This window comes from Bifidobacterium bombi DSM 19703 (assembly GCF_000737845.1).
GTDB lineage: Bacteria > Actinomycetota > Actinomycetes > Actinomycetales > Bifidobacteriaceae > Bifidobacterium > Bifidobacterium bombi.
Genome location: NZ_ATLK01000001.1, coordinates 1,337,361 through 1,359,417, shown reverse-complemented (window position 1 = coordinate 1,359,417; position 22,057 = coordinate 1,337,361). Strand labels below are relative to the sequence as shown.

9 protein-coding genes are annotated in these 22,057 nt (G+C 56.7%); 8 read left to right on the top strand and 1 reads right to left on the bottom strand.

The features are described 5' to 3' along the window. Positions 1-290: 290 nt before the first annotated feature. Both BBOMB_RS05285 and glyA read left to right on the top strand, forming a co-directional pair. Complete coding sequence (locus BBOMB_RS05285) at positions 291-983, top strand: HAD family hydrolase (RefSeq protein ID WP_152570138.1); 693 nt, start codon at positions 291-293, stop codon at positions 981-983. 551 nt (positions 984-1,534) lie between these two features. Beyond that, positions 1,535-2,842: a serine hydroxymethyltransferase gene (glyA, locus tag BBOMB_RS05275; protein ID WP_044087497.1), complete on the top strand. Its 1,308-nt coding sequence runs from the start codon at positions 1,535-1,537 to the stop codon at positions 2,840-2,842. A gap of 228 nt (positions 2,843-3,070) precedes the next feature. On the opposite strand, the gene BBOMB_RS05270 is transcribed toward glyA, so the two are convergent. Next, on the bottom strand, positions 3,071-3,730 hold the full coding sequence (locus BBOMB_RS05270; RefSeq protein ID WP_081867311.1) for a tRNA (cytidine(34)-2'-O)-methyltransferase: 660 nt from the start codon (positions 3,728-3,730) through the stop codon (positions 3,071-3,073). Positions 3,731-4,303: 573 nt separating this feature from the next. On the opposite strand from BBOMB_RS05270, the gene BBOMB_RS05265 reads away from it, so the two are divergent. The 6 genes from BBOMB_RS05265 (at position 4,304) to BBOMB_RS05240 (ending at position 21,929) form a co-directional block, all read left to right on the top strand. Then, positions 4,304-5,359, top strand: a complete 1,056-nt coding sequence (locus BBOMB_RS05265; RefSeq protein ID WP_238549926.1) for an HhH-GPD family protein — start codon at positions 4,304-4,306, stop codon at positions 5,357-5,359. A 433-nt stretch (positions 5,360-5,792) separates the two neighbouring features. Next, on the top strand, positions 5,793-6,626 hold the full coding sequence (locus BBOMB_RS05260; RefSeq protein ID WP_156097136.1) for a hypothetical protein: 834 nt from the start codon (positions 5,793-5,795) through the stop codon (positions 6,624-6,626). A 169-nt stretch (positions 6,627-6,795) separates the two neighbouring features. Then, a complete protein-coding gene (gene dapE / locus BBOMB_RS05255; RefSeq protein WP_044087430.1) occupies positions 6,796-8,100 on the top strand; it encodes a succinyl-diaminopimelate desuccinylase in 1,305 nt (434 codons plus the stop codon). Between the two features lie 541 nt (positions 8,101-8,641). Then, complete coding sequence (locus BBOMB_RS07665; protein ID WP_052377506.1) at positions 8,642-13,546, top strand: BspA family leucine-rich repeat surface protein; 4,905 nt, start codon at positions 8,642-8,644, stop codon at positions 13,544-13,546. Between the two features lie 520 nt (positions 13,547-14,066). Further along, positions 14,067-17,633: a DNA-directed RNA polymerase subunit beta gene (rpoB, locus tag BBOMB_RS05245; protein WP_044087997.1), complete on the top strand. Its 3,567-nt coding sequence runs from the start codon at positions 14,067-14,069 to the stop codon at positions 17,631-17,633. A gap of 99 nt (positions 17,634-17,732) precedes the next feature. After that, positions 17,733-21,929 carry a DNA-directed RNA polymerase subunit beta' gene (locus BBOMB_RS05240; RefSeq protein WP_044087991.1) on the top strand — a complete coding sequence of 1,399 codons (4,197 nt, stop codon included), beginning with the start codon at positions 17,733-17,735 and terminating at the stop codon, positions 21,927-21,929. The last annotated feature ends 128 nt before the right edge of the window (positions 21,930-22,057 follow it).

Genomic DNA, 22,057 nt, shown 5'->3' with positions numbered 1-22,057 from the left:
CGTTGTCGAACCGTAGATTCTGAGGAATGGCTGATCCGTGGGCATAAGGCCCCCGGTGAGCGGCATGTATGCTTGCCTTCGGTACGGCGGTCGATCGGCTCCCGCGCCGTTTCCAATGTCCTCACGTTCCTGCCCGGCGTGATGCTGTTGATGGGGACCGGCGTCGTTCTCTCCCTAAAATTGGTATGATGATGCCGTACCGATGCGTCGGAGATGGGAGTCGGAGAGGATCTTTCGGCCCTGTCCATGAACGAATCGAATGGCATCAACCAAAAAGGGGACGGGTGAAGATGGCCTTACTCAAGGCAGTACTGTGGGATATGGACGGAACGCTCATTGATTCCGAACCTATTTGGCATCAAGGCGAGATGGAGATTTCGCGTGAATATGGTGGTGATTGGAGCCCTGAACTCGGTTGGCAGTGCACTGGGAAACCGGTTCCTGTCGTGGCCCAGCGCATGGTTGAGCATGGTACGCGGCTGAGTGCCGATGAAATCACGCCTATGCTCATTCAGTATGTTTTTGAGGCTGAGAAACGTCAGATGCCTTGGGTTCCGGGCGTCCTGCCGGTGCTGTCCGCGCTCGCGGATGCGGGGATACCTTCGGTGCTGGTAACGGCTTCACCGCGTGAAATGGCCGATAATCTTCTGAGTCAAGCCCCCCAGGGCACGTTCGTCGGAAGCGTCAGTGGTTCGGACGGCCTTCCAAAGAAGCCCGATCCGGCTTCTTATGTGGCGGCGGCTCGTCTGGTCGGGGTGGATGCTGAGAGTGACCCGCGCGCTATGGCGCGATGCGTTGCCATTGAGGATTCCGTCCCGGGTTTGCAGTCCGCTTCCGCGAGCGGCGCCACCACGCTCGCCCAAACCGCCTTCAATCCTTCGGATACTTCCGCGGGGCCGCGTTTTGAGACCGTCGATGGTTACGACGGTGTGACCATTGAATCCCTCGAATCCTGTGTGGAGCGTCGTTTGGGCATTTTGTGAAGGTCGATTTGAGCGAGTCCGTGGACTGATGCCGACCGTTCCGCGCCTTAATAAGGGGTGTTCGGCTTGGCCTGACCTGTTTTCAGTCACATCGTTCGTTTGCTGTGCCGTTCGTTTGCTGTGCCGCTTTCTTGTTTGCGTTGCTCGTTCCGCATTCAGTCGTCTTCCATGCCAGCGTGGCCGCCGATTTAGAGATGGCGTGGTTCGCGTTCCGACGTTGCTGATGATGGCGTCGCTGAAGCTCCGCCACCGTGGTCGATGGCTGAAGCTTCGCCGTAGAGGCGGCGATTCACAAGCCGTGTCCCTGGTGGCGACGCAGCAGTATGTTGTGGCCATCCTCGCCGACTCCTCAACGGTGCACCTGCATGACCCTGGACGGTTTCACCCTCACATGTTCACATTACGGCACTGGGTTTCTGTTGAAGACGTGGTTGTGCTAATCTTTGCAGACATGCCATACGTTTTCGGTGCGGTTTACTCAGCCCCGTACGGCAGTACAGTCAATATCAACAAGGAGCATCAACATGAATAATCCCGAAGCACAAGGCACAATGTCCAATCCGGCTCTGTCTCAGTGCTCGTCGGATGCGTTCAATGCTCCGATCGCACAGGCCGATCCCGAAATCGCCGCTCTGCTCGATGCCGAGTTGCGACGTCAGCAGGAGGGGCTTGAGATGATCGCCTCCGAGAACTTCGTCACTCGCGCGGTGTTGCAGGCGCAAGGTTCCGTGCTGACGAACAAGTACGCCGAGGGCTACCCCGGCCACCGTTATTATGGCGGGTGCGAGGTGGTCGATCAGGTGGAGACCATAGCTCGCAATCGTGCCAGGAGCCTGTACGGCGCCGACTATGCCAACGTGCAGCCCCACTCGGGCGCCCAGGCCAATGCCGCCGTTTACCAGGCGCTTATCAAGCCCGGCGATACCGTGCTCGGTCTTGCCTTGGACCATGGCGGCCACTTGACTCATGGCACGAAGATGAATTTTTCCGGCAAGTTCTACAATGCCGAATCTTATGGTGTCAATCCCGAGACGTTCCGCATCGACCCGGATATTATTCGTGAAAAAGCAAAGGAAGTGCATCCGCAACTAATCATCGGTGGGTGGAGCGCCTACCCTCGCATTGAGGATTTCAAGGCCATGAAGGAGATTGCCGATGAGGTCGGCGCGAAGTTCTGGGTAGATATGGCGCACTTCGCCGGTCTTGTGGCTGCCGGTCTCCACCCCAGCCCCGTCCCTTATGCCGATGTGGTTTCTTCCACTGCGCATAAGACCCTTGGCGGCCCGCGTTCCGGTTTCATTCTGGCTAAAGAGGAGTATGCCAAGAAGCTGAATTCCGCGGTTTTCCCAGGGCAGCAGGGTGGCCCTCTGATGCATGTCATAGCAGCCAAGGCAGTGGCGTTTGGTGTAGCAGCAAAGCCTGAATTCAAGGATCGTATGCAACGCACGTTGGATGGCGCGAAGATTTTGGCGGAGCGCTTGCAGGCCGAAGATGTGAAGGCCCAGGGCATCAGCTTGCTTACTGGCGGTACTGATGTCCATCTTGTCATGGTCGATTTGCGCAATAGCGAGATGGACGGCAAGCAGGGTGAGGATTTGCTCGCACAGTGTGGAATCACGGTGAATCGGAACACTGTTCCGTTCGACCCGCGCCCGGCTTCAGTTGCTTCCGGTATCCGTATCGGTACGGCGGCGTTGGCTTCTCGCGGCTTTGGCGAGCCGCAATATCGTGAGATTGCGGATGTTATTGGCACTGCGTTGGCGGCGGGCAAGGCTGCGGATGTGGAGGCCCTGCATGCACGCGTCACCAAGCTAGCTCAGGAGTTCCCGTTGTATCCGGGTTTGGACCAGACTCACTGAGTGGTCTGCTGGTAGGCTGACGGGTCAATGATTGTGGTCATTGACCCGTGCCTGTCTGTGTTGTAGTCGTGCCGTGCCTTTTCGTAAGCATGTCCTCATACCACTGCGACTCGTCACCCAACGCTATTGTTACGGCTGGTGTCGTTGTGCAATCGTGTCGTTCCGCCGTCTTGCGCTTGTGTGGGTCAGCGTATGTCCGCCCGCGGTCACAGTCCGATGGCCTTGCCATCACTGACCGCCTTTGAAGCCGAGCTGGCGCCAGGCTTCGTAAATCGCGATGGAAGCGCAATTGGTGAGGTTCAGGCTGCGTAGGCTCGGCCGCATGGGGAGCCGCACCTGCTCGGCTACATGAGGTCCTCCCATGATGTCCATTGGGTCGGGGATGTCCCCTGGTTCCGGCCCGAACAGAAGTATGTCGTCCGGCCTGTATTGCACTTCGGTGTAGTTTTTGGATGCGTGTGCGGTGAACGCGATGATGCGCGAGCTTGGCATCGATTGCACGAGGTCGTCGAAGTCCGGGTGCAGCACCACATGGGCCATGTCGTGGTAATCAAGTCCTGCTCGCCGTAGTTTGGTGTCGCGCAGATTGAAGCCCAGGGGTTCGATGAGGTGCAGTATGGTGCCTGTGACGGCGCATAGGCGGATCGCGGAGCCTGTGTTCCCGGGAATGCGCGGTGAGTAGTAGCACAGGTGCGGTGTTACGGTGGTGGTTGTGGCTGCTTCGTGCGCGCTCATCATGGCATCGGTGACGGAGATCGGGTTGCCGTGTGCGTCGGTGACGAGTTCGTCGGGCCCGTAGTTCGATTTGCGGTATCCGTATTCGTACATATCGCTAACTTTGGCCGTCGCGTCGTTCGCAATATCGTTGGGTTGCTCATCTTGACTCATAGCTCAAAGTTATCCCCGTCAACCGACACAGTAGGTTGAACCGGAGCGGTTCTCTATTTCCGGTTTCTTCATCTGTGTTCGTGGGGCCTGGTTGCACAAGTCTGTTGCGCCACCCAGACCGCTACTGACGTGCTTGTCGCACGAGACTACCCCGCATAAAACCGTTTCGGAGAAATGGTACCGCGCAGAGTCAGGGCTTTATAAGGCTCTATATGGAACGGTTCCGGTCAGAACAGTTTCAGTCGGAACAGTTTCAGTCAGAACGGTTCCAGTCAGAACGGTTCCGGTCTGAACGGTTCGGTATGGGTTTCCATTCAGAACAATTCCTTCGAAAGAGTGTCCTTGCGAGGTAAAAACCCATGCTAGGCAAAGCCCCATGTGAAGTACAATTCCGTGCGAAACGTGCCAGAACGAGCATGATCCATGTCTGCGTTTTTGTTCACGATGGACTGATTTTCCGTCGTATCATGCTTGTTTGGCGATGGCTCTCGGCACAATAGGGCTGTGAGTCAAACCGATAATCAGCATAGCCCGGTCCGAGGCCTACCCGTTTCTGAGGGTGGCGCGATCGATCTGGCGCTCGCGCACCACGTTCAACAGAAATTGGTCGTGTGGTGGGATGAGAACGCGCGCGATCTGCCGTGGCGTTTCGGCAGGACCTCGCCTTGGGGTGTTCTGGTTTCCGAGGTAATGAGTCAGCAGACCCAAATGAGTCGTGTTGTGCCGTACTGGCTGGCATGGATGGAGATGTGGCCCAGCGCCCAGACGCTCGCCAGGGCCGGTGCCGCAGAGGTCATTACGGCGTGGGGTAGGCTTGGGTACCCACGTCGCGCGTTGCGTCTTCAGGAATGCGCGCGCCAGGTAAGCGAACAATATGGTGGTTCATTGCCTGACGACTACAATAAGCTTCTCAAGCTTCCTGGAATAGGTGATTACACCGCCAGTGCAGTGCTGAGTTTCGCTTTTAACCGTCGTATCGTGGTGCTCGACACCAATATCCGCCGTGTGCTTACGCGAGTTTTCCTCGGCACTGAATCGTTCGGCGGTGCTGCCACGGAGGTGGATCGTGGTTTGGCGGAGTCGGTGCTGCCATTTGACCCCGATGAGTGTAATGCAGGTAGTGGAGCTAAGGCGAGTGCGCTCGCCAGCACGGTGACCGGCTCACGCCTTGCCGAAGGTGACCGAACTTCGGTTCCCGCCGTTTCGGCCGTTCCGGCTGTAAATGACCAGGATGCCATCGATGTGCATGCCAACGGCATTTACCGCCGTACCAAGCCAAGCGCGGTGTGGAATCAATCGGTCATGGAACTTGGTGCTCTCGTTTGCACTGCAAAAAGCCCGATGTGCAAGGTATGCCCAATAGCGGACTCGTGTGCGTTCCTTGATGCCGGTCTGCCGAACTTGGGGGAACGCCGTACCCGTCCTCGTCAGCATTTCAAGGGAACCAACCGCCAAGTGAGGGGCAAGGTGCTTGAGGCCCTTCGCTTACTGGGTGGTGGGCGTCTTTCGCGTAAGGACGTGGAAGCGCTCTGGCCTGATTTGGTGCAGCTCGATGCCTGCATCGCGTCCTTGGACGAGGACGGTTTGATAGTGATATATCAGGATGGTTCGTTGAGTCTGCCACGTTGAGTTGCGGTGAACTCATTATGTTGGATGGTGGCAAGCTGCGTTGGGTTGCGCTGTTCGAGCCGTGTTTGGCTTGCCTAGCTCATTTGCATTGAGTTTATTGTGTCACCCGTTCAGTCTGTTGCGATGATTCGCGTTTGGTGTAGTGTTCGAGCTGTGTTCAATCTACCAAATTGGTTTTTCTAGAGCCGAACTGAGTGCCGTAGTTTGCCATGCTAAGGCGGTTGGCGGTGAGATTTGTGTTCCATGATGATTCACGACGCCCTACAGGGCGGCCTTCGTCTCTGCCTCTGTCGGGTTAGATGGCCAACTGTCGGTTGGGGTGAGGAAGTATCAAGGCCGTGAGCAACTGTCAAGGGGTTGAGCGCCTGTCAGAGTGGTTGATACAGCACCGGCTCACGCAGAAAATTCCTCTGCGCAGTTTAGACTGGAAGGCATGGTGTCTCAAAAGCCTAGCAAATCGTCCCGGGGTGGTAAGCCCTCTCACAACTCCTCGAAGTTCACCGGAAGGTCGCCGCGTCGGTCGTCCAGCAAGTCGTCCGCTCAATCCTTGGGTGACAAGTCGAATATGCATCGAATTTACGTTCGCCGCCGCATCATGGTTGTTCTGGTGGTGGTCGTTGTGCTGGCGCTTGTGGCGTTCGGCGCCTATGGGTTGGTTCACGGCACGTCCATGTTCGGTGGTGGATCTGCGAACGGTTCCGCTTCCGCTCAGGGAGGCTCCTCGGTGGCCGGCGCTCAATCCGACGCCAAGTCCGGCGCAAAAACCGGAAAACCCACTGCAAAGCCTGGCAAAGCTTCCAACACTGATTCTCCAGCCGCTCCAGATGAGCAGGCAAAGCTCCTTCCGCACTGTGGTGCTAAGGAGGTGGAATTGGACCTTAAAGCAAACCATGCAACGATTCCCGTAGGCGGTTCGGTTGAATTCACCGCAGTTATCCGATATAACGAAGCCTCGTACAAGAAAGGCTTCAAAGGTTGCATAGTCGATGGTTCCGATGCGTCCCGCGTCTTGAGCATCTACTCGGGTTCTAACACGGTCTGGCGTTCCGATGTGTGCCCTACCGACCCGCGCAAGCTTGCAATGTACAGGACTTCCGACATGAACCATGACGAGCGCAAACTGACGTGGAACGCGGACCAGACGGGCACAGCATGTCAGGATGACGCCAAATTGCCGCGTGTGGACCGTGGTGGTTACACAGCCCAGCTGAGCCTCAAGGAACACCCGCGAGTCAAGAGCAATAAGGTGGATATCATCGTTGAATAACGGTGACGTTCATTCGGCGGCATACCCGCCGAATCAAATGGTGTACTTGTACATGCCGGCTCGGCGTCATCGGCTATCCCCGCCGAGTCTGGCCCTCGTCGGCATGAAGCCTGTCTTGGTTGTTGAAAACTGTGGTGCAGACGTGTAAGCGTGTACGTATCATGAATGTATGATGTTAAGCATTGCTGATGGTGTGGGGCGTTCTCAGGCGTTGGTCGGTCTCTTTGAGCAGCTCATGGGTGTGTATTCGGTCAGTGACTGCGAAACTCAGTTGGCTGATGCCATCGAAAGTTTTTTGCGGGGTTTGGGTTATGGAGGAGCTGGTAGGTCCCTTACCTTTCGCAGGCTTGGTGACACGGTCGTCGCTTCCACGAACTTCGGCCTTCCTCAGCGCGTGATTCTTGCGGGGCACATCGACACTGTACCCGTCATCGAGAATTTCCCTCCTGTATGGTTGGAACCAAGCGACCCGCGTGTCCGCGAGGACGTGGCCGCTGAAAGTGCAGGCCAGCGGGTGATGTGGGGAAGGGGAGCCACCGACATGAAGGCTTCCGATGCGGTCTTTCTTTATATTGCGTATATCGCGTCACTCGCGGCACGGACTAGTGAAGCAAGCGTTCGGCGTCCGCGTTATGACCTGACTTTCGTTTTTTACGACCATGAGGAGGTGGCTGCGCCGAAGAACGGTTTGCGGAAGGTCGTGCAGGCTCATCCGGATTGGGTTCAGGGCGATTTCGCCATCATTGGCGAGCCTACTTCCTGTGGCATTGAGGGCGGTTGCAATGGCACCATGCGTTTCGACGTGGTCACGCATGGGGTGGCGGCTCATTCCGCACGTGCCTGGATGGGTCATAACGCCATCCACGATGCTGCGGAAGTGTTGGCGCGGCTTGAGCGGTTTGTCCCTACCGACGTCACGGTAGATGGACTGGTTTACCGCGAAGGCCTGAACGCCACGATGATTTCAGGTGGCACGGGTACTAATGTGATTCCCGACGAGTGCCGTGTGCATGTCAACTACCGTTTCGCCCCGGACAAAACCATCGGGCAGGCGAAAGTGTTGATGTTCGGTGGTCGTGCTGACGATGCGTCCACGATGCCATGCCTTGGCAGGGGAGAGATGGTGGCTGCCGGAGGTTTGTTCCAGGGCTTCGGGGTGGAGATGAAGGACGAGTCTCCCGCAGCTCGCCCCGGCATGGACTCTCCCCTTGCCGCCTCATTGGCTCGCTTGGTAAGTGAGCAGACCGGCCTCAAGCCCGAGGCGAAGCTTGGGTGGACCGATGTGGCACGTTTCTCGCAACTGGGGGTGCCGGCCGTCAACTTTGGCGCGGGCAGCCCGCTCTTGGCCCACAAGGCCGATGAACAGCTGCCGGTTTCGCAGCTTGACGTCATGGCTTCCATCCTGCTTAACTGGTTGTGCGACGTGGAAGTCGGCTCACAGGCGCACGAGGAGTTACGCAATAACGGTAATTAGGCTTGTTGAGCGGTCCATTAATGTGAGTTGAAAGACTATGGGTTTTGTTCTGCCAGTGAACGTATTACTTAGGCATCTTCATAGGCGTTTGCTGCTTGCGGTGCAAAGCGATGCGGGCAGCGGTAGGCGCAGACGTATTTCTGATGGTTTTTTGGTGAGCTGTTTCCGCTTTTTTCATATGCGTTTTTCAGTTTTGTATCGGTCTCTGTAAGTCGTGGGTTGGGCGTTTAATAACAAAAGAGATAGGATGTGATATTAGCTCATGTCTTTTAGTTGAAAGGAGAGAATCGTGGTGTGGTTTACGGCAGCGTCTGCTGGTTTGATGTTTGCAGATTCGTTGCCCCGCTCATTCTCCATTCTCTGTGCTTGAGACTCTTTTAAGTTCGAAGGTTGGTTCGGACCTATTTTATGGCCCCAGCATTTGGTTATTTATTGCATGGCCGGGCTTGCGGTGTTGTTGCCGGTGGTGACGGTCTGTTGGATGTAAGTGAGGCACGGTTGGGTTAACCATCCCATCGTGCTGTGGTTATTGAGGTGTTATATGGTTTCGGAAGAGAGTAAAGGTTTGGCTCGTTGGCCTCGCGTGCTGGTGGGCATGTTGGGTGTTGTGGCGATGTTGGGTGGCATGTTCGCTTCGCTGCCGGCGTCCGCTCAGCAGGTGGGCGTTGATGCTCCGGCCGCGCTCCAGAATGGTTCGGCTCCGGACGGCAAGGCTCCTGTGGAGAGTGGTGTTTCTGGGGAAGCCGGGTCGAGTGTGCCGGCTGGTGCCGGGGATCCGGCCCACGGTGAGGATGCGAAGAAGGCTGCTCCTGTTCCGGTGAAGGCACCGGTCTCCGGTGATGTAAAGAAGGAGGCGCCTGGTGCGCAGGCCGGGCCTGTGGTTTCGGCGCAGACTGGTGGCGTGTGTGCCGGTCAGTCGGCTGTGGATTCGGGTGACGGCTGGTGTGCGGCGGATGCCGGCAATGGCATGTACGCGGTGCATGTGACCGGCAAAGCAGCCCTGCAAGGCGGAGGCGCATTACAAGCTAAGTTCGGTGATCTGGATCTGGATAAAGTCGTTTCGGTTTCGATAGACAATCCCATCCAGCTGGTCGCGGGTGACTATGTCCTTTTGGGTGGCATGCAGAGCCTGACGAAGGTGACGGGCTTGGCGAATATCAAGGGCGCGACGGATCTGAGCTACGCGTTCAGCGATGACTCTGCGTTGACGACACTGGATGCAGGCGACTTGGATACGAGCCAGGTCACCAACATGTCGTGCATGTTTATGGGTGCCACGTTGCCGGATTCGTTGGATTTGAGCAAGTGGGATACGAGCAAGGTCACGAGCATGACGTCCATGTTCCATGTTGGTAAGTTGCCGGGTTCGCTAGGACTCAACAATTGGGATGTTCGTAATGCTGATCGCATGGAACTGGTGTTCTACGGTGCGAAGATTCATGGTACTTTGGCGCTGAATAAATGGAAGTTTGCCCCTTGGGCGTCTACGTTAGGTATGTTTGACAATGCAGAGGTTTCGGGCTCGTTGGACCTAAGCGGTTGGGATATGTCAGGAAGGCAAACCTATGGAAGCTCCATGTTTGGTTCTTTAAAGGTTTCCGGTTCCTTAAATCTGAGCAACTGGAAGTTTGATGGAGAGCATTGTTGGACCTATCTCGACCATGCCTTCCAACGTGTGTCTGTTTCGGGCGTCCTGGATTTGAGCGGTTGGGACCTGACTTCGCTCGTCTTCAATCATCAGTGGGGCGACAACAATAACTCAATGGTGTTTGCTGGCATGTCTTCTGGTGTGAATTCGGTTCGACTGGGGCCCAAGACGTATGCTGATCCCAATCTCTTCAGCACGAATGAATCGGATAAGGTTTCTGGCCGTTGGTATCAGGTTGATCCTGCTGGTGGTTTCGTTACTCGTAATGTCAGTGATTTGTTGGATGCGGGTAAGGTTTCGCGTTCTGGTGATGTGACGTATAAGCGTGCTGCTTCCCGTGTTGCGTTCAAGTTCCAGGGTGTTGGTGGTAAGGCGCTTCCCGGGCAGTCCACGAAGGGTTTGCCGGGGTCGTTGCTTGGTGTGAAGGCTGATGATCGGTTTTCGTTGGATGCTCCTGCTGGTTGGGAGTTTTCCGGGTGTTCGTCGGCTCCTGCGGTTTCTGGTTCGTCGGATTCGTGTGCCGGTGGTGTGCTTTCCGGTGTGTATGGTGCTTCGGATCGTACGGTGACGGTCACGGTGCGTCGTGCTGGCAGGTCTGATTGCGCGTATCATGACACGCCTACTGCTGATGCTGCGAATGGTGATTTTTGTGTGGTTGATGAGCCTGGTGTGGGTCTTGTGGCTCATGTGACCGGCAAGCGTGGTTTGTACAGGAATAACTATGACAGTGTGAGTGGCGGCTTGGATAAGAAGATTGTGAAGGTTTCGGTGGATGAGCCGATCGTGTTGGGTGCTTCGGACGCATTCCAATTAAACCGGATGGATTCTTTGAAGTCGGTCACGGGTTTGGAGAAGGTCGATGTCTCCAAGCTGACCTCACTGTATTTCGCGTTCTTGGGAGATGCCAAGCTTGAGACGTTGCAGGGCATCGGCTCGTGGAACACGGGCAATGTCACGGACATGACGTACATGTTCGGTGGTGCGTCTGCTCTTGCGTCGCTGGATGTGAAGAATTGGGATACGAGCCGGGTCACGACCATGTCGTACATGTTCTCCGGTGCGAAAGCTCTTGCGTCGTTGGATGTGAGCGGTTGGAATACGAGCCAGGTCACGAACATGTCGTACATGTTCTATAATGCGGGCAGTCTTAAATCGTTGGATGTGAGCAAGTGGAAGACGGGCTCTGTCACGAACATGCAAGGCATGTTCGATGGTGCGAAGGCTCTTGCGTCGCTGGATGTGAGCAACTGGAACACGGGCTCTGTCACGAATATGTCGTGGATGTTCGGTGGTGCGTCTGCTCTTGCGTCGCTGGATGTGAAGAATTGGGATACGAGCAAGGTCACGGACATGTCGTACATGTTCTATAATGCGGGCAGTCTTAAAGCGTTGGATGTGAGCAAGTGGAAGACGGGCTCTGTCACGAACATGCAAGGCATGTTCGGTGGTGCGTCTGCTCTTGCGTCGCTGGATGTGAGCAACTGGAACACGGGCTCTGTCACGAATATGTCGTGGATGTTCGGTGGTGCGTCTGCTCTTGCGTCGCTGGATGTGAAGAATTGGGATACGAGCCGGGTCACGACCATGTCGTACATGTTCTATAATGCGGGCAGTCTTAAATCGTTGGATGTGAGCAAGTGGAAGACGGGCTCTGTCACGAACATGTCGGACATGTTCGATGGTGCGAAGGCTCTTGCGTCGTTGGATGTGAGTGGTTGGGATACGAGCAAGGTCACGACCATGTCGTACATGTTCTATAATGCGGGCAGTCTTAAATCGTTGGATGTGAGCAAGTGGAAGACGGGCTCTGTCACGAACATGGCGGGCATGTTCGAGTATGCGTCTGCTCTTGTGTCGTTGGATGTGAGTGGTTGGGATACGAGCAAGGTCACGAACATGTCGGACATGTTCGATGGTGCGAAGGCTCTTGCGTCGCTGGATGTGAGCGGTTGGGATACGAGCAAGGTCACGACCATGTCGGACATGTTCTATGGTGCGAGCAGTCTTAAATCGTTGGATGTGAGCAAGTGGAAGACGGGCTCTGTCACGAACATGTACAGCATGTTCGCTGGTGCGTCTGCTCTTGTGTCGTTGGATGTGAGTGGTTGGGATACTGGCAATGTCACGAACATGGCGCGGATGTTCTATGGTGCGAGCAGTCTTGCGTCGTTGAAATTGGGTCCCAATGCCTATTTCGGTGATAATGCTGGTGTTTCGTCTCTTTCTGGTCGTTGGGTTCAGGTGGATCCGTCTGCTGAGGGTGGCGCCTGTTATGTCAAGGACGGCGACCAGGCTTCCTGTTCGACCGTGGATCCCGATCAGGGTCTGTTGCGCAGGCCTGCCGATGGTGCAATCGAAAAGGTTCGTACTGCTCCCGTGACGTATCAGCGTGGGGCTGTGGTGTCGTTCAAGTATGTTGGTGAGGACGGCAAGGCGCTTGCATCCGGTGTGGTGGCCGGTCTTGGGCTTCCTGTTTCGAAGGCGGGTGCGTCTGATGGGCGGTTCTCGCTTTCCCTTCCGGATAATTCGGTGTGGCGGTTGAAGGGCGTCTCGTCCTCGGTGTCTTCTGATTCGTGTGCCGGTGGTGTGCTTTCCGGTGTGTATGGTGTTTCGGATCGTACGGTGACGGTCACGTTGGCGCGCAAGCCGGCCGGGCGCGTGTCGTTCAGGTACGTGGGTCAGGATGGTAAGAGCCTGCCGGTGCAGGTCGCTGCCGCGATGGCCGCGCGTTCGCCCAAGGACGGTGTGTCTGGTGCGCATGTGAGCGTGCCGGTTGCTCCGGGCTACTTGTTCGACCGTGTCGCTTCTGGTTCCACGGGTGCCAAGATCGCCGCGGATGCTAAGAGCGTGGATGTCGTGCTGGGTGATGCGCCTCGTACGGTGAAGCTCGTCGTGAAGGCCGATCCCGCGGCCCCGGCCCGTTTGGCCGGGCGGGTGTCGTTCGAGTACGTGGGTCAGGATGGTAAGAGCCTGCCTTCGTCTGTGGAGAAGACCATGACGGATCGCTCCGCTGATGGTAAGAGGCCTGGTGACCGTATCACGGTGTATGCGGCTGATACCTACAGGTTTGTTGGTGTGCGTGAGTCGACGGGTGCGACCGTCGCATCCGATGGTTCATCTGTCGAGGTCGTGTTGGGTGACCAGCCGCGTACGGTCACGATTGTGACCGCCGGAGGGCCTGCTCTTGGTCTCGGCGGCGATGGCGGGAGCATTAACGGCGTGGTAGGGCGCAACCGTGGTGTTGCGGGTGCCGCTCGGCTCTTCGGCTTTGTTCCGTCAGGTTCAGCACCGGGCGCTCAGTCGCTTTCGCGGAATACGCAGGTGCCTCCGCGAGATGTTCAGAAGTCTCGTCCGGCTCCTAGGAAGAAGAGCAGGTTAAACAACCGCCAGTGTGTGGCGTGGTTGGATGCCGGTGGTGATGGTGTGCTGTCGGATTATGGTCCCAATGGTCAGGTGCTGCCTGGTCAGGTGCGTCAGGTGTCCGATCCGTGTGCCGATCAGCGGTCGGCTGTTATCGGTGGGGCGCATGGTGTGCGTTATGTGACGTGGCTGCCGTATTTCCTGTCGAGTGCTTTGGTCGGCGGGTTTGCGATGGAGGCGGTGTATCTGGCGTTGCGTCGTCGTATGGATGATGGTGATGCTGATGACGGGTATGGTCGTGCCGATGGTGATGATGGTCGTTCCCGTGCCGCTGGTGCTGGTTCTGGTCGTCATGCCGGTGTTCAGGTGCCTTTGTCGCGTGATGCGACCATGGCTGGTGTGGCTGGCATGGCACGCCATCGTGCAGTTAGTTACTGACGTGTGATTCTGCTGTGTTGGTGGCCGTTTGTCGGATTCGTCCGGGGAACGGCCACTTTGTCGTTATGGCAAACCATGTACTGTACATCTTGTAGATCGGTCGTATTTTACCGTGGTCTTATTGCAGTGCGTACGGAGGGTGACGGCGTTGCCTTGTGATCGTGTTGAGTCTTTGATGATGATGTTTTGTCGCTTGGCTGAATTTCGGTAAGTGAAAATCTGCCGGAAACCCGGATGATGCTTTCAAAGCCAATGGTGTCGTAATAGTGTGAAAATGGTTGTCCTTACCTATGCTATAATTGAATCTTTGCATGAGGTGTGTCATATTGCGGGCATACTGCAAGTGTCGAAGCGCCCGCGTATTTCAGCGTTTTCGGTGTTGAACAAGTGATGTCATGATTGGTGAGTCTGCAGTCGATATTGAGAGCAAACCGTCTTGTCACTTATGGCGTTCAATGCTGATATGGATGCGCGGTGTTTCCACGAGAGTATCGAACAAGCAAGTGATAAGGAACGTCCATTGGCTGATAAAAAGCTTCAGACGAGTACCACGCAGGTCATCGCTCGTGCCGATCAGCACGACATTGACGTGCATAGGTCTTCTGATCGAGTAAACTTCGGATCCATTCGTGAGCCCATAGACCCGCCGTACCTTCTTGGCGTCCAGACCGACAGCTTCGATTGGCTCATCGGTAATGAGCGCTGGAAGAAGCGGGTGGAAGAGGATATCAAGAACGGCACGCACGTCGTTGCTCACACTTCCGGTCTTGACGAGGTCTTCCAAGAGATTTCGCCGATTGAGAATTTTGCACAGACTATGAGCCTAACTTTTTCGGAACCGTATTTCGAAGAGCCGCGTCATACTGTGCAGGAGTGTAAGGAGAAGGATTACACCTATTCGGCGCCGTTGTATGTCAACGCCGAATTCGAAAACGGCGAGACCGGCGAAATCAAGAGCCAGACCGTATTCATGGGTGATTTTCCGCTGCAGACGCCTCACGGCACCTTCATCATCGGCGGCACCGAGCGCGTCATAGTTTCCCAGCTCGTACGTTCGCCCGGTGTGTACTTCAGCCGTGAACAGGATCGTACTTCCGATAGTGAGGTGTTCGGGGCTAAGATTATTCCCAGCCGTGGAGCTTGGCTGGAGTTTGAGATTGATAAGCGTGATGTGCTTGGTGTCCGCGTGGATCGAAAGCGCAAGCAATCCGCCATTGTCTTCCTCATGGCCATCGGCATGACCAAGTCCGAAATTAGGAAGGCTTTCAAGGGTTATCCGCTGGTGCTCGACGCCTTGGAGAAGGAGACGATAGAGACCCAGGATGAGGCCCTGACCGATTTGTACCGCAAGATTCGCCCAGCAGACACGGCGACGGCCGAGGCTGGCCGTAATCTGCTTGATTCCTTCTATTTCAACACCAAGCGTTATGACTTGGCGCGGGTTGGCCGTTACAAGATGAACCGTAAGCTTGGTTTGGAGAAGGATTCCGATGACCGTAGCTTGACGCAGGAAGACATCATCGCCACCATTAAGTATCTCGTGGCGTTGCATGCCGGCGATAAGACCTTCCTGGGCAGGCGTGACGGCGAGGATGTCGATCTGCGCGTGGACGTGGACGATATCGATCACTTCGGCAACCGCCGCATCCGTCAGGTTGGCGAGCTAATTCAGAACCAGCTGCGGACCGGTCTGAGCCGTATGGAGCGTGTGGTGCGTGAGCGTATGACCACTCAGGACGCAGAGTCCATTACGCCTCAGTCGCTGATTAACATCCGTCCCGTGAACGCCACCATCAAGGAGTTCTTCGGTACCTCTCAGCTGAGCCAGTTCATGGATCAGAACAACCCGCTTTCGGGTGTCACGAACAAGCGTCGTCTTTCGGCCTTGGGTCCTGGAGGTCTTTCCCGTGACCGCGCTTCTATGGAAGTGCGAGACGTACACCCGTCCCACTTCGGACGCATGTGCCCCATTGAGTCTCCTGAAGGCCCGAACATTGGCCTTATCGGCTCGTTGGCCACGTTCGGCCGCGTGAACCCGTTCGGGTTCATTGAGACACCATACCGTAAGGTCGTTGACGGACATGTGACGGATGAGATCGAGTACATGACCGCGGACCGTGAGTCGGATCACGTCATTGCTCAGTCCAACCAGAAACTTGATAAGAACGGTGATTTCGTCGATAAGACCGCTCTTGTGCGTTCCGCTACGGAAGAGGCGGTCGATGTTCCCGTGAGCACCGTCGACTACATGGATGTCTCGCCACGCCAGATGGTTTCCGTGGGTGCTTCGCTCATCCCGTTCTTGGAACACGATGAAGGCCACCGTGCCTTGATGGGCACCAACATGCAGCGTCAGGCTGTGCCTCTGGTGCAGTCCGAGCGTCCGCTGGTGGGCACCGGCGCCGAATGGCGCACTGCCGTTGATTCCGGGGATACCATCATTGCGCAGAAGGCTGGTGTGGCCACATACGTGTCCGCCGATATGATTCGGGTGATGAACGACGACGGTACAACTTCCAGCTACAAGCTGGCTAAGTTCCAACGTTCCAACCAGACTACTTCCTACAATCAGGTGCCGCTGATCCACGACGGCGAACGTGTTGAAGAGGGAAGCGTCTTGGCTGACGGCCCGGCGACGCAAAAGGGTGAGCTTGCCCTCGGTAAAAATGTGTTGGTCGCTTTTATGCCTTGGAACGGCTACAACTACGAGGACGCCGTTATCATTTCTCAGCGCCTTGTAAAGGATGACACGCTTTCTTCCATCCATATCGAGGAGTACGAGATCGATTCTCGTGACACCAAGCTTGGGCCTGAGGAGATCACCCGCGATTTGCCGAACGTCGGTGAAGACGCGTTGGCGAACCTCGACGAGCGCGGCATTATCCGTATCGGTGCGGAGGTCGAGGCCGGCGATATTCTGGTCGGCAAGGTCACGCCTAAGGGCGAGACCGAGTTGACGCCTGAAGAGCGCCTGTTGAGAGCCATCTTTGGTGAGAAGAGCCGTGAGGTGCGTGATACATCGCTTCGTGTGCCTCATGGCGAGTCAGGCACGGTCATTTCCATCAAGGAAATCACCCGTGAAGACGCCGAGGAGGATGGCGATGAGCTGCCTAATGGTGTCAACCAGATGATTCGCGTCTACATCGCTCAGCATCGCAAGATCACCGTTGGCGATAAGCTTTCCGGCCGCCACGGGAATAAGGGCTGCATCTCGCGGATCCTGCCTGAGGAAGACATGCCATTCATGGCCGATGGCACCCCAATTGACATCATGCTCAACCCGTTGGGCGTGCCGAGCCGTATGAACCTGGGTCAGGTGCTTGAACTGCATTTGGGCTGGATTGCCCATGCGGGTTGGGACATTAAACTTGACCCCGACCTTGAGGCCGCTTGGAAACAGTATGTTCCGCAGGGAGCCGAGAGTGGTGCCCCTGGGACTCCTGTGGCTACGCCAGTTTTCGACGGTGTTCGTCCCGAAGTCATCCAAGGCCTACTTAAGTCCACACTGCCTAATCGTGATGGTGATAAGTTGGTGGGTGAAGACGGCAAGGCCACGCTCTTCGACGGTCGTACCGGCGAGCCTTACCCCAAGCCGATCTCTGTGGGCTACATGTACATGCTTAAGTTGCATCACTTGGTTGACGACAAGATCCACGCCCGCTCAACTGGTCCGTACTCGATGATCACCCAGCAGCCGTTGGGTGGCAAGGCTCAGTTCGGCGGACAGCGCTTCGGTGAGATGGAGGTCTGGGCGCTCGAGGCTTATGGTGCCGCTTACACGCTGCATGAGATGATGACCACCAAGTCGGATGACGTGGATGGTCGTGTGCGCGCGTACGGAGCCATCGTCAAAGGCGAGAATCTGCCACCGGCAGGCATCCCCGAGTCGTTCAAAGTGCTTCTTAAGGAAATGCAGTCGCTTTCCCTGAATGTGGAGGTACTGAACGCAGAAGGCCAGGCCATCGAGATGAAGGAAGCCGATGACGACATCGAGTCCTCGTCCCACGATCTTGGCTTCAACATCGGCGCCCGTCCGGACGCTGCCGCCAAGGAGGACCAGGTCGAGATGCAGCCGGAATACCGCTGAGCTTAACTGTTAGCCACCCGCTCGGTGTGTGGGTTTTCCCTCCATTCACCGGGCGGTGAACACTAAAACGTGAACATTCAATAACAGACAGGACAAAACGTGCTGGACGTCAACGCATTTGACAAATTGAGAATCGGTTTGGCCACCACCGAGGATATTCATAACTGGAGTTACGGCGAGGTCAAGAAGCCGGAAACCATTAATTACCGTACTTTGAAACCTGAGAAGGACGGCCTTTTCGGGGAACAGATTTTTGGACCCACCCGTGATTGGGAGTGCGCTTGCGGCAAATACAAGCGTGTGCGTTTCAAGGGCATCGTGTGCGAGCGTTGTGGCGTGGAGGTGACTCGTTCCCGCGTGCGTCGTGAACGCATGGGCCACATTGAACTCGCTGCGCCCGTCACCCACATCTGGTTCTTCAAGGGTGTGCCGAGCAGGCTGGGTTATCTCCTCGACATCGCGCCCAAGGATCTGGAGAAGGTTATTTACTTCGCCGCCTATATGGTCACCAGCGTGGATGAGGCTCAGCGTCATCAGGATCTTCCTGATCTTCAGGAGGAGCTGGATTCCGAGCTCAACACCATCGCGCGTCGCCGCGATAACGAGATAGAGGAGCGCGCCAAGAAGGTTGAAGCCGATATGGCTGCGTTGGAGGCCGAAGGTGACGTCAAGGCCGCATCGAAATCCAAGTTGCGTAACTCCGCCGATCGCGAGATGGCTGCCATTCGTCAGCGTTTTGACGATCAGATCCAACGGCTGAACGCCGTGTTCGACCGCTTCAAGACCCTCAAGCCCGGTGACATGGAAGGCGATGTGGATCTGTGGCAGGAGATGAAGGATCGCTATGGCGATTACTTCGAAGGTTGCATGGGTGCTGAAGCGATTAAGAAGCGTCTGCAGGACTTCGATCTTGCGGGTGCCGCGAAGGAACTGCGTGAGGAAATCGACAACGGTTCAGGCCAGCGCAAGGCTCGTGCTTTGAAGCGTCTGAAGGTCGTCAATGCCTTCTTGACCACGGACAACAAGCCGGAATCGATGGTGCTCGATGCCATTCCGGTGATACCGCCCGATCTGCGCCCTATGTTGCAGCTCGACGGCGGTCGCTTCACCACTTCGGACCTGAATGACCTGTACCGCCGCGTGATCAACCGCAACAATCGTCTCAAGAGGCTCATTGAACTTGGCGCGCCTGAGATCATGCTCAACAATGAGAAGCGTATGCTTCAGGAAGCCGTGGATTCGCTCTTCGACAACGGCCGCCGCGGCCGTCCGGTCACCGGTGCCTCCAACCGACCACTGAAGTCGCTTTCCGATATGCTCAAGGGTAAGCAGGGGCGCTTCCGCCAGAACCTGCTTGGTAAGCGTGTGGATTACTCCGGACGTTCCGTGATTGTGGTCGGTCCGGAACTGCGTATGCATCAGTGCGGCCTGCCCAAGCCCATGGCGTTGGAGCTGTTCAAGCCCTTCGTCATCAAGCGTCTTGTGGATCAGGATTACGCGCAGAACATGAAGAGCGCCAAGCGTCTCGTCGATCGTGCAGATCCGTCGGTATGGGACGTTTTGGAGGATGTTATTTCGGAGCATCCCGTGCTTCTGAACCGTGCTCCTACGCTGCACCGTCTGGGCATCCAGGCCTTCGAGCCCATCCTGGTCGAAGGCAAGGCCATCCATTTGCCGCCGCTTGCGTGCGCCGCGTTCAATGCTGATTTCGATGGTGACCAGATGGCGGTCCATCTTCCGTTGAGTGTCGAGGCGCAGGCCGAGGCCCGCTCCTTGATGATGGCTTCCGACAACATTCTCAAGCCTGCTGACGGACACACTGTCACCATGCCTTCGCAGGACATGATTCTCGGTCTGTATTACCTCTCCACCGTCATCGAGGGTGCGAAGGGTCAGGGTCGTGTACTCGGTTCGGTCGATGAACTTGAGATGGCCGTGGACCGTCACGATGTCGATGTGCAGGCCAAGGTGCTGGTGCGTCTGCCCAAGGAATTCGTGCTTCCCACCGATTGGGAGCCCACCGAGTTCGAAGCGGTCGATCCGGAGCCCGGATCGCCTAAGACCGTGAAGGAGGAGCGTTTCGAGGACGGTTCGGTCCTGTTCGCCACTTCCTACGGGCGTCTGCGTTTCAACAAGACCCTGCCCACTGATTACCCGTTCATCAACGAACAGGTGGCCAAGGGCAAGCTCTCCACGATTGTCGATGACATCGCCACGCGTTATTCCACTGCGCAGGTTGCCGCCACGCTGGACGCGCTGAAGGATCTGGGCTTCACCCAGGCCCCGTGGTCCGGCGTCACTATGGCGTTCTCCGATATCGTGGAGCCCAAGGAGCGTCTCGACATTATCTCGGACTATGAGAAGCAGGCCGACAAGGTGAGCGACCAGTACGAAATGGGTCTTCTTACGGAGGACGAGCGCCGTCAGGAGCTCATCAACCTCTGGACCGAGTGCACCGACAAGGTCGCAGACCAGATGCGCGAGAACTTCCGCGACGACAACAACGTAAACATCATGGTGCAGTCCGGGGCCCGTGGAAACTGGATGCAGATCCGTCAGATCTCCGGTATGCGAGGCCTGGTGGCGAACCCGAAGGGCGAGATCATTCCCCGCCCTGTCAAGTCGAATTATCGCGAAGGCCTGTCGGTGTTGGAATACTTCATTTCGCAGCACGGCGCCCGTAAAGGTTTGGCTGATACGGCACTGCGTACCGCGGAATCCGGTTACCTCACTCGCCGTCTGGTGGATGTCGCCCAGGAAGTCATCGTGCGCGAAGAGGACTGCGGCACGATGCGTGGTCTACCTATGAAGGTGGCCGAGCGTGACGAAGACGGCAATCTGGTGCTTGTCAAGGCTGCAGACGGCGGCCCGTACTCCCGTCTGCTCGCCAAGGATGTCGTCGATCCCGCTGACGGTAAGACCGTGCTGTACAAACGCGGCGACTCGTTGTCGATGGATGTGCTGCGCGACCTTGTCGCCCATGGCGTTGAGGAAGTCAACGCCCGCTCTGTGCTCACCTGCGAATCCAAGCGCGGCGTGTGCGCGAAATGCTATGGTTGGTCGCTGGCCACGAACAATCTGGTCGATGTCGGTGAAGCGGTAGGTATCGTCGCTGCCCAGTCCATCGGCGAGCCTGGTACGCAGCTGACGCTTCGTTCCTTCCACTCCGGCGGTGTGGCTTCGGCTTCCGATATCACCCAGGGTCTTCCCCGTGTCACCGAGCTTTTCGAAGCACGTACTCCTAAGGGTGAGGCCCCTATCGTTGAGTTCTCTGGCACCGTCAAGGTGGAGGACAACGATCAGGGCCGTAAGGTCACGCTCACTCCGGACGATCAGAACGTGGAGCCCATCACTTACCCGGTGACCCGTCGCGCCCCGCTGTTGGTCAAGGACGGCGAGCATGTCGAGGTTGGCACGCAGCTCATCGAGGGCTCCGTGGATCCCAAGAAGGTTCTGCGTATCCTCGGTCCGCGCGCCGCCCAGGTCGCCATCGTGGAGGGCGTGCACGAAGTGTACCGTTCGCAGGGTGTGGACATCCACGACAAGCACATCGAGGTCATCGTCCACCAGATGCTTCGCAGGATCACCGTCATCGATTCCGGTTCCACGGCACTGCTACCTGGTGAGCTGGTCGATCAGGCCAAGTTCCGTGAGTCGAACATCGCCGCCGTCAAAGCCGGTGGCAAGCCGGCGGCCGGCCGTCCGGAGCTCTTGGGCATCACCAAGGCCTCGCTTGCGACCGAGTCGTGGCTTTCCGCCGCTTCCTTCCAGGAGACCACCCGTGTGCTTACGGAGGCCGCCCTGGAGCAGAAGTCCGACGAGCTCAAGGGTCTCAAAGAGAACGTCATCATCGGCAAGCTTATCCCTGCAGGCACAGGCTTGGCGCGTTATCGCAACGCCAAGGTCGAGCCCGACAAGGCCATCCGTGACACCATCTACCCGAACTTCGGTCTCGGTGGAGAAGGTGCCTCCGAGGGCTTCGGTGACGGTTTGGGCGATGTGGACTTCTCCAACATCGATTTCGGTGACCTGAAGCTTGGTGATGATTTCAACCCGGATGATTTCCTTGACGATCAGGGTGGTCAGGGTGAGCTGAATGACTTTGGTGCCAGCGGTTCGAACGAGGGCGGCCTCTCTTTCGACGGTGATCTGAGCTTCGGTGATGATTTCCATGCCGGCGAGGGCCTGACTGGTTCGCAAGGAGATGCGGGAAGCCATGAGGACGGTGCCGACGGTGCTGAAGGAAACGATGGTACCACCGGTAACGATTCAGATTCTGATTCCGATCAAGCCTGAAACTGGTCCGTCTTTTGGCGCTTCGACGGTGCGTTGAAGCGTTGATGATAAGGTGCCACTGATTTGTCTGCGGACAGTCGGTGGCACCTTGTTGTTTTGGGTTGCGGCACATGTTCGTTGTGCGTGCG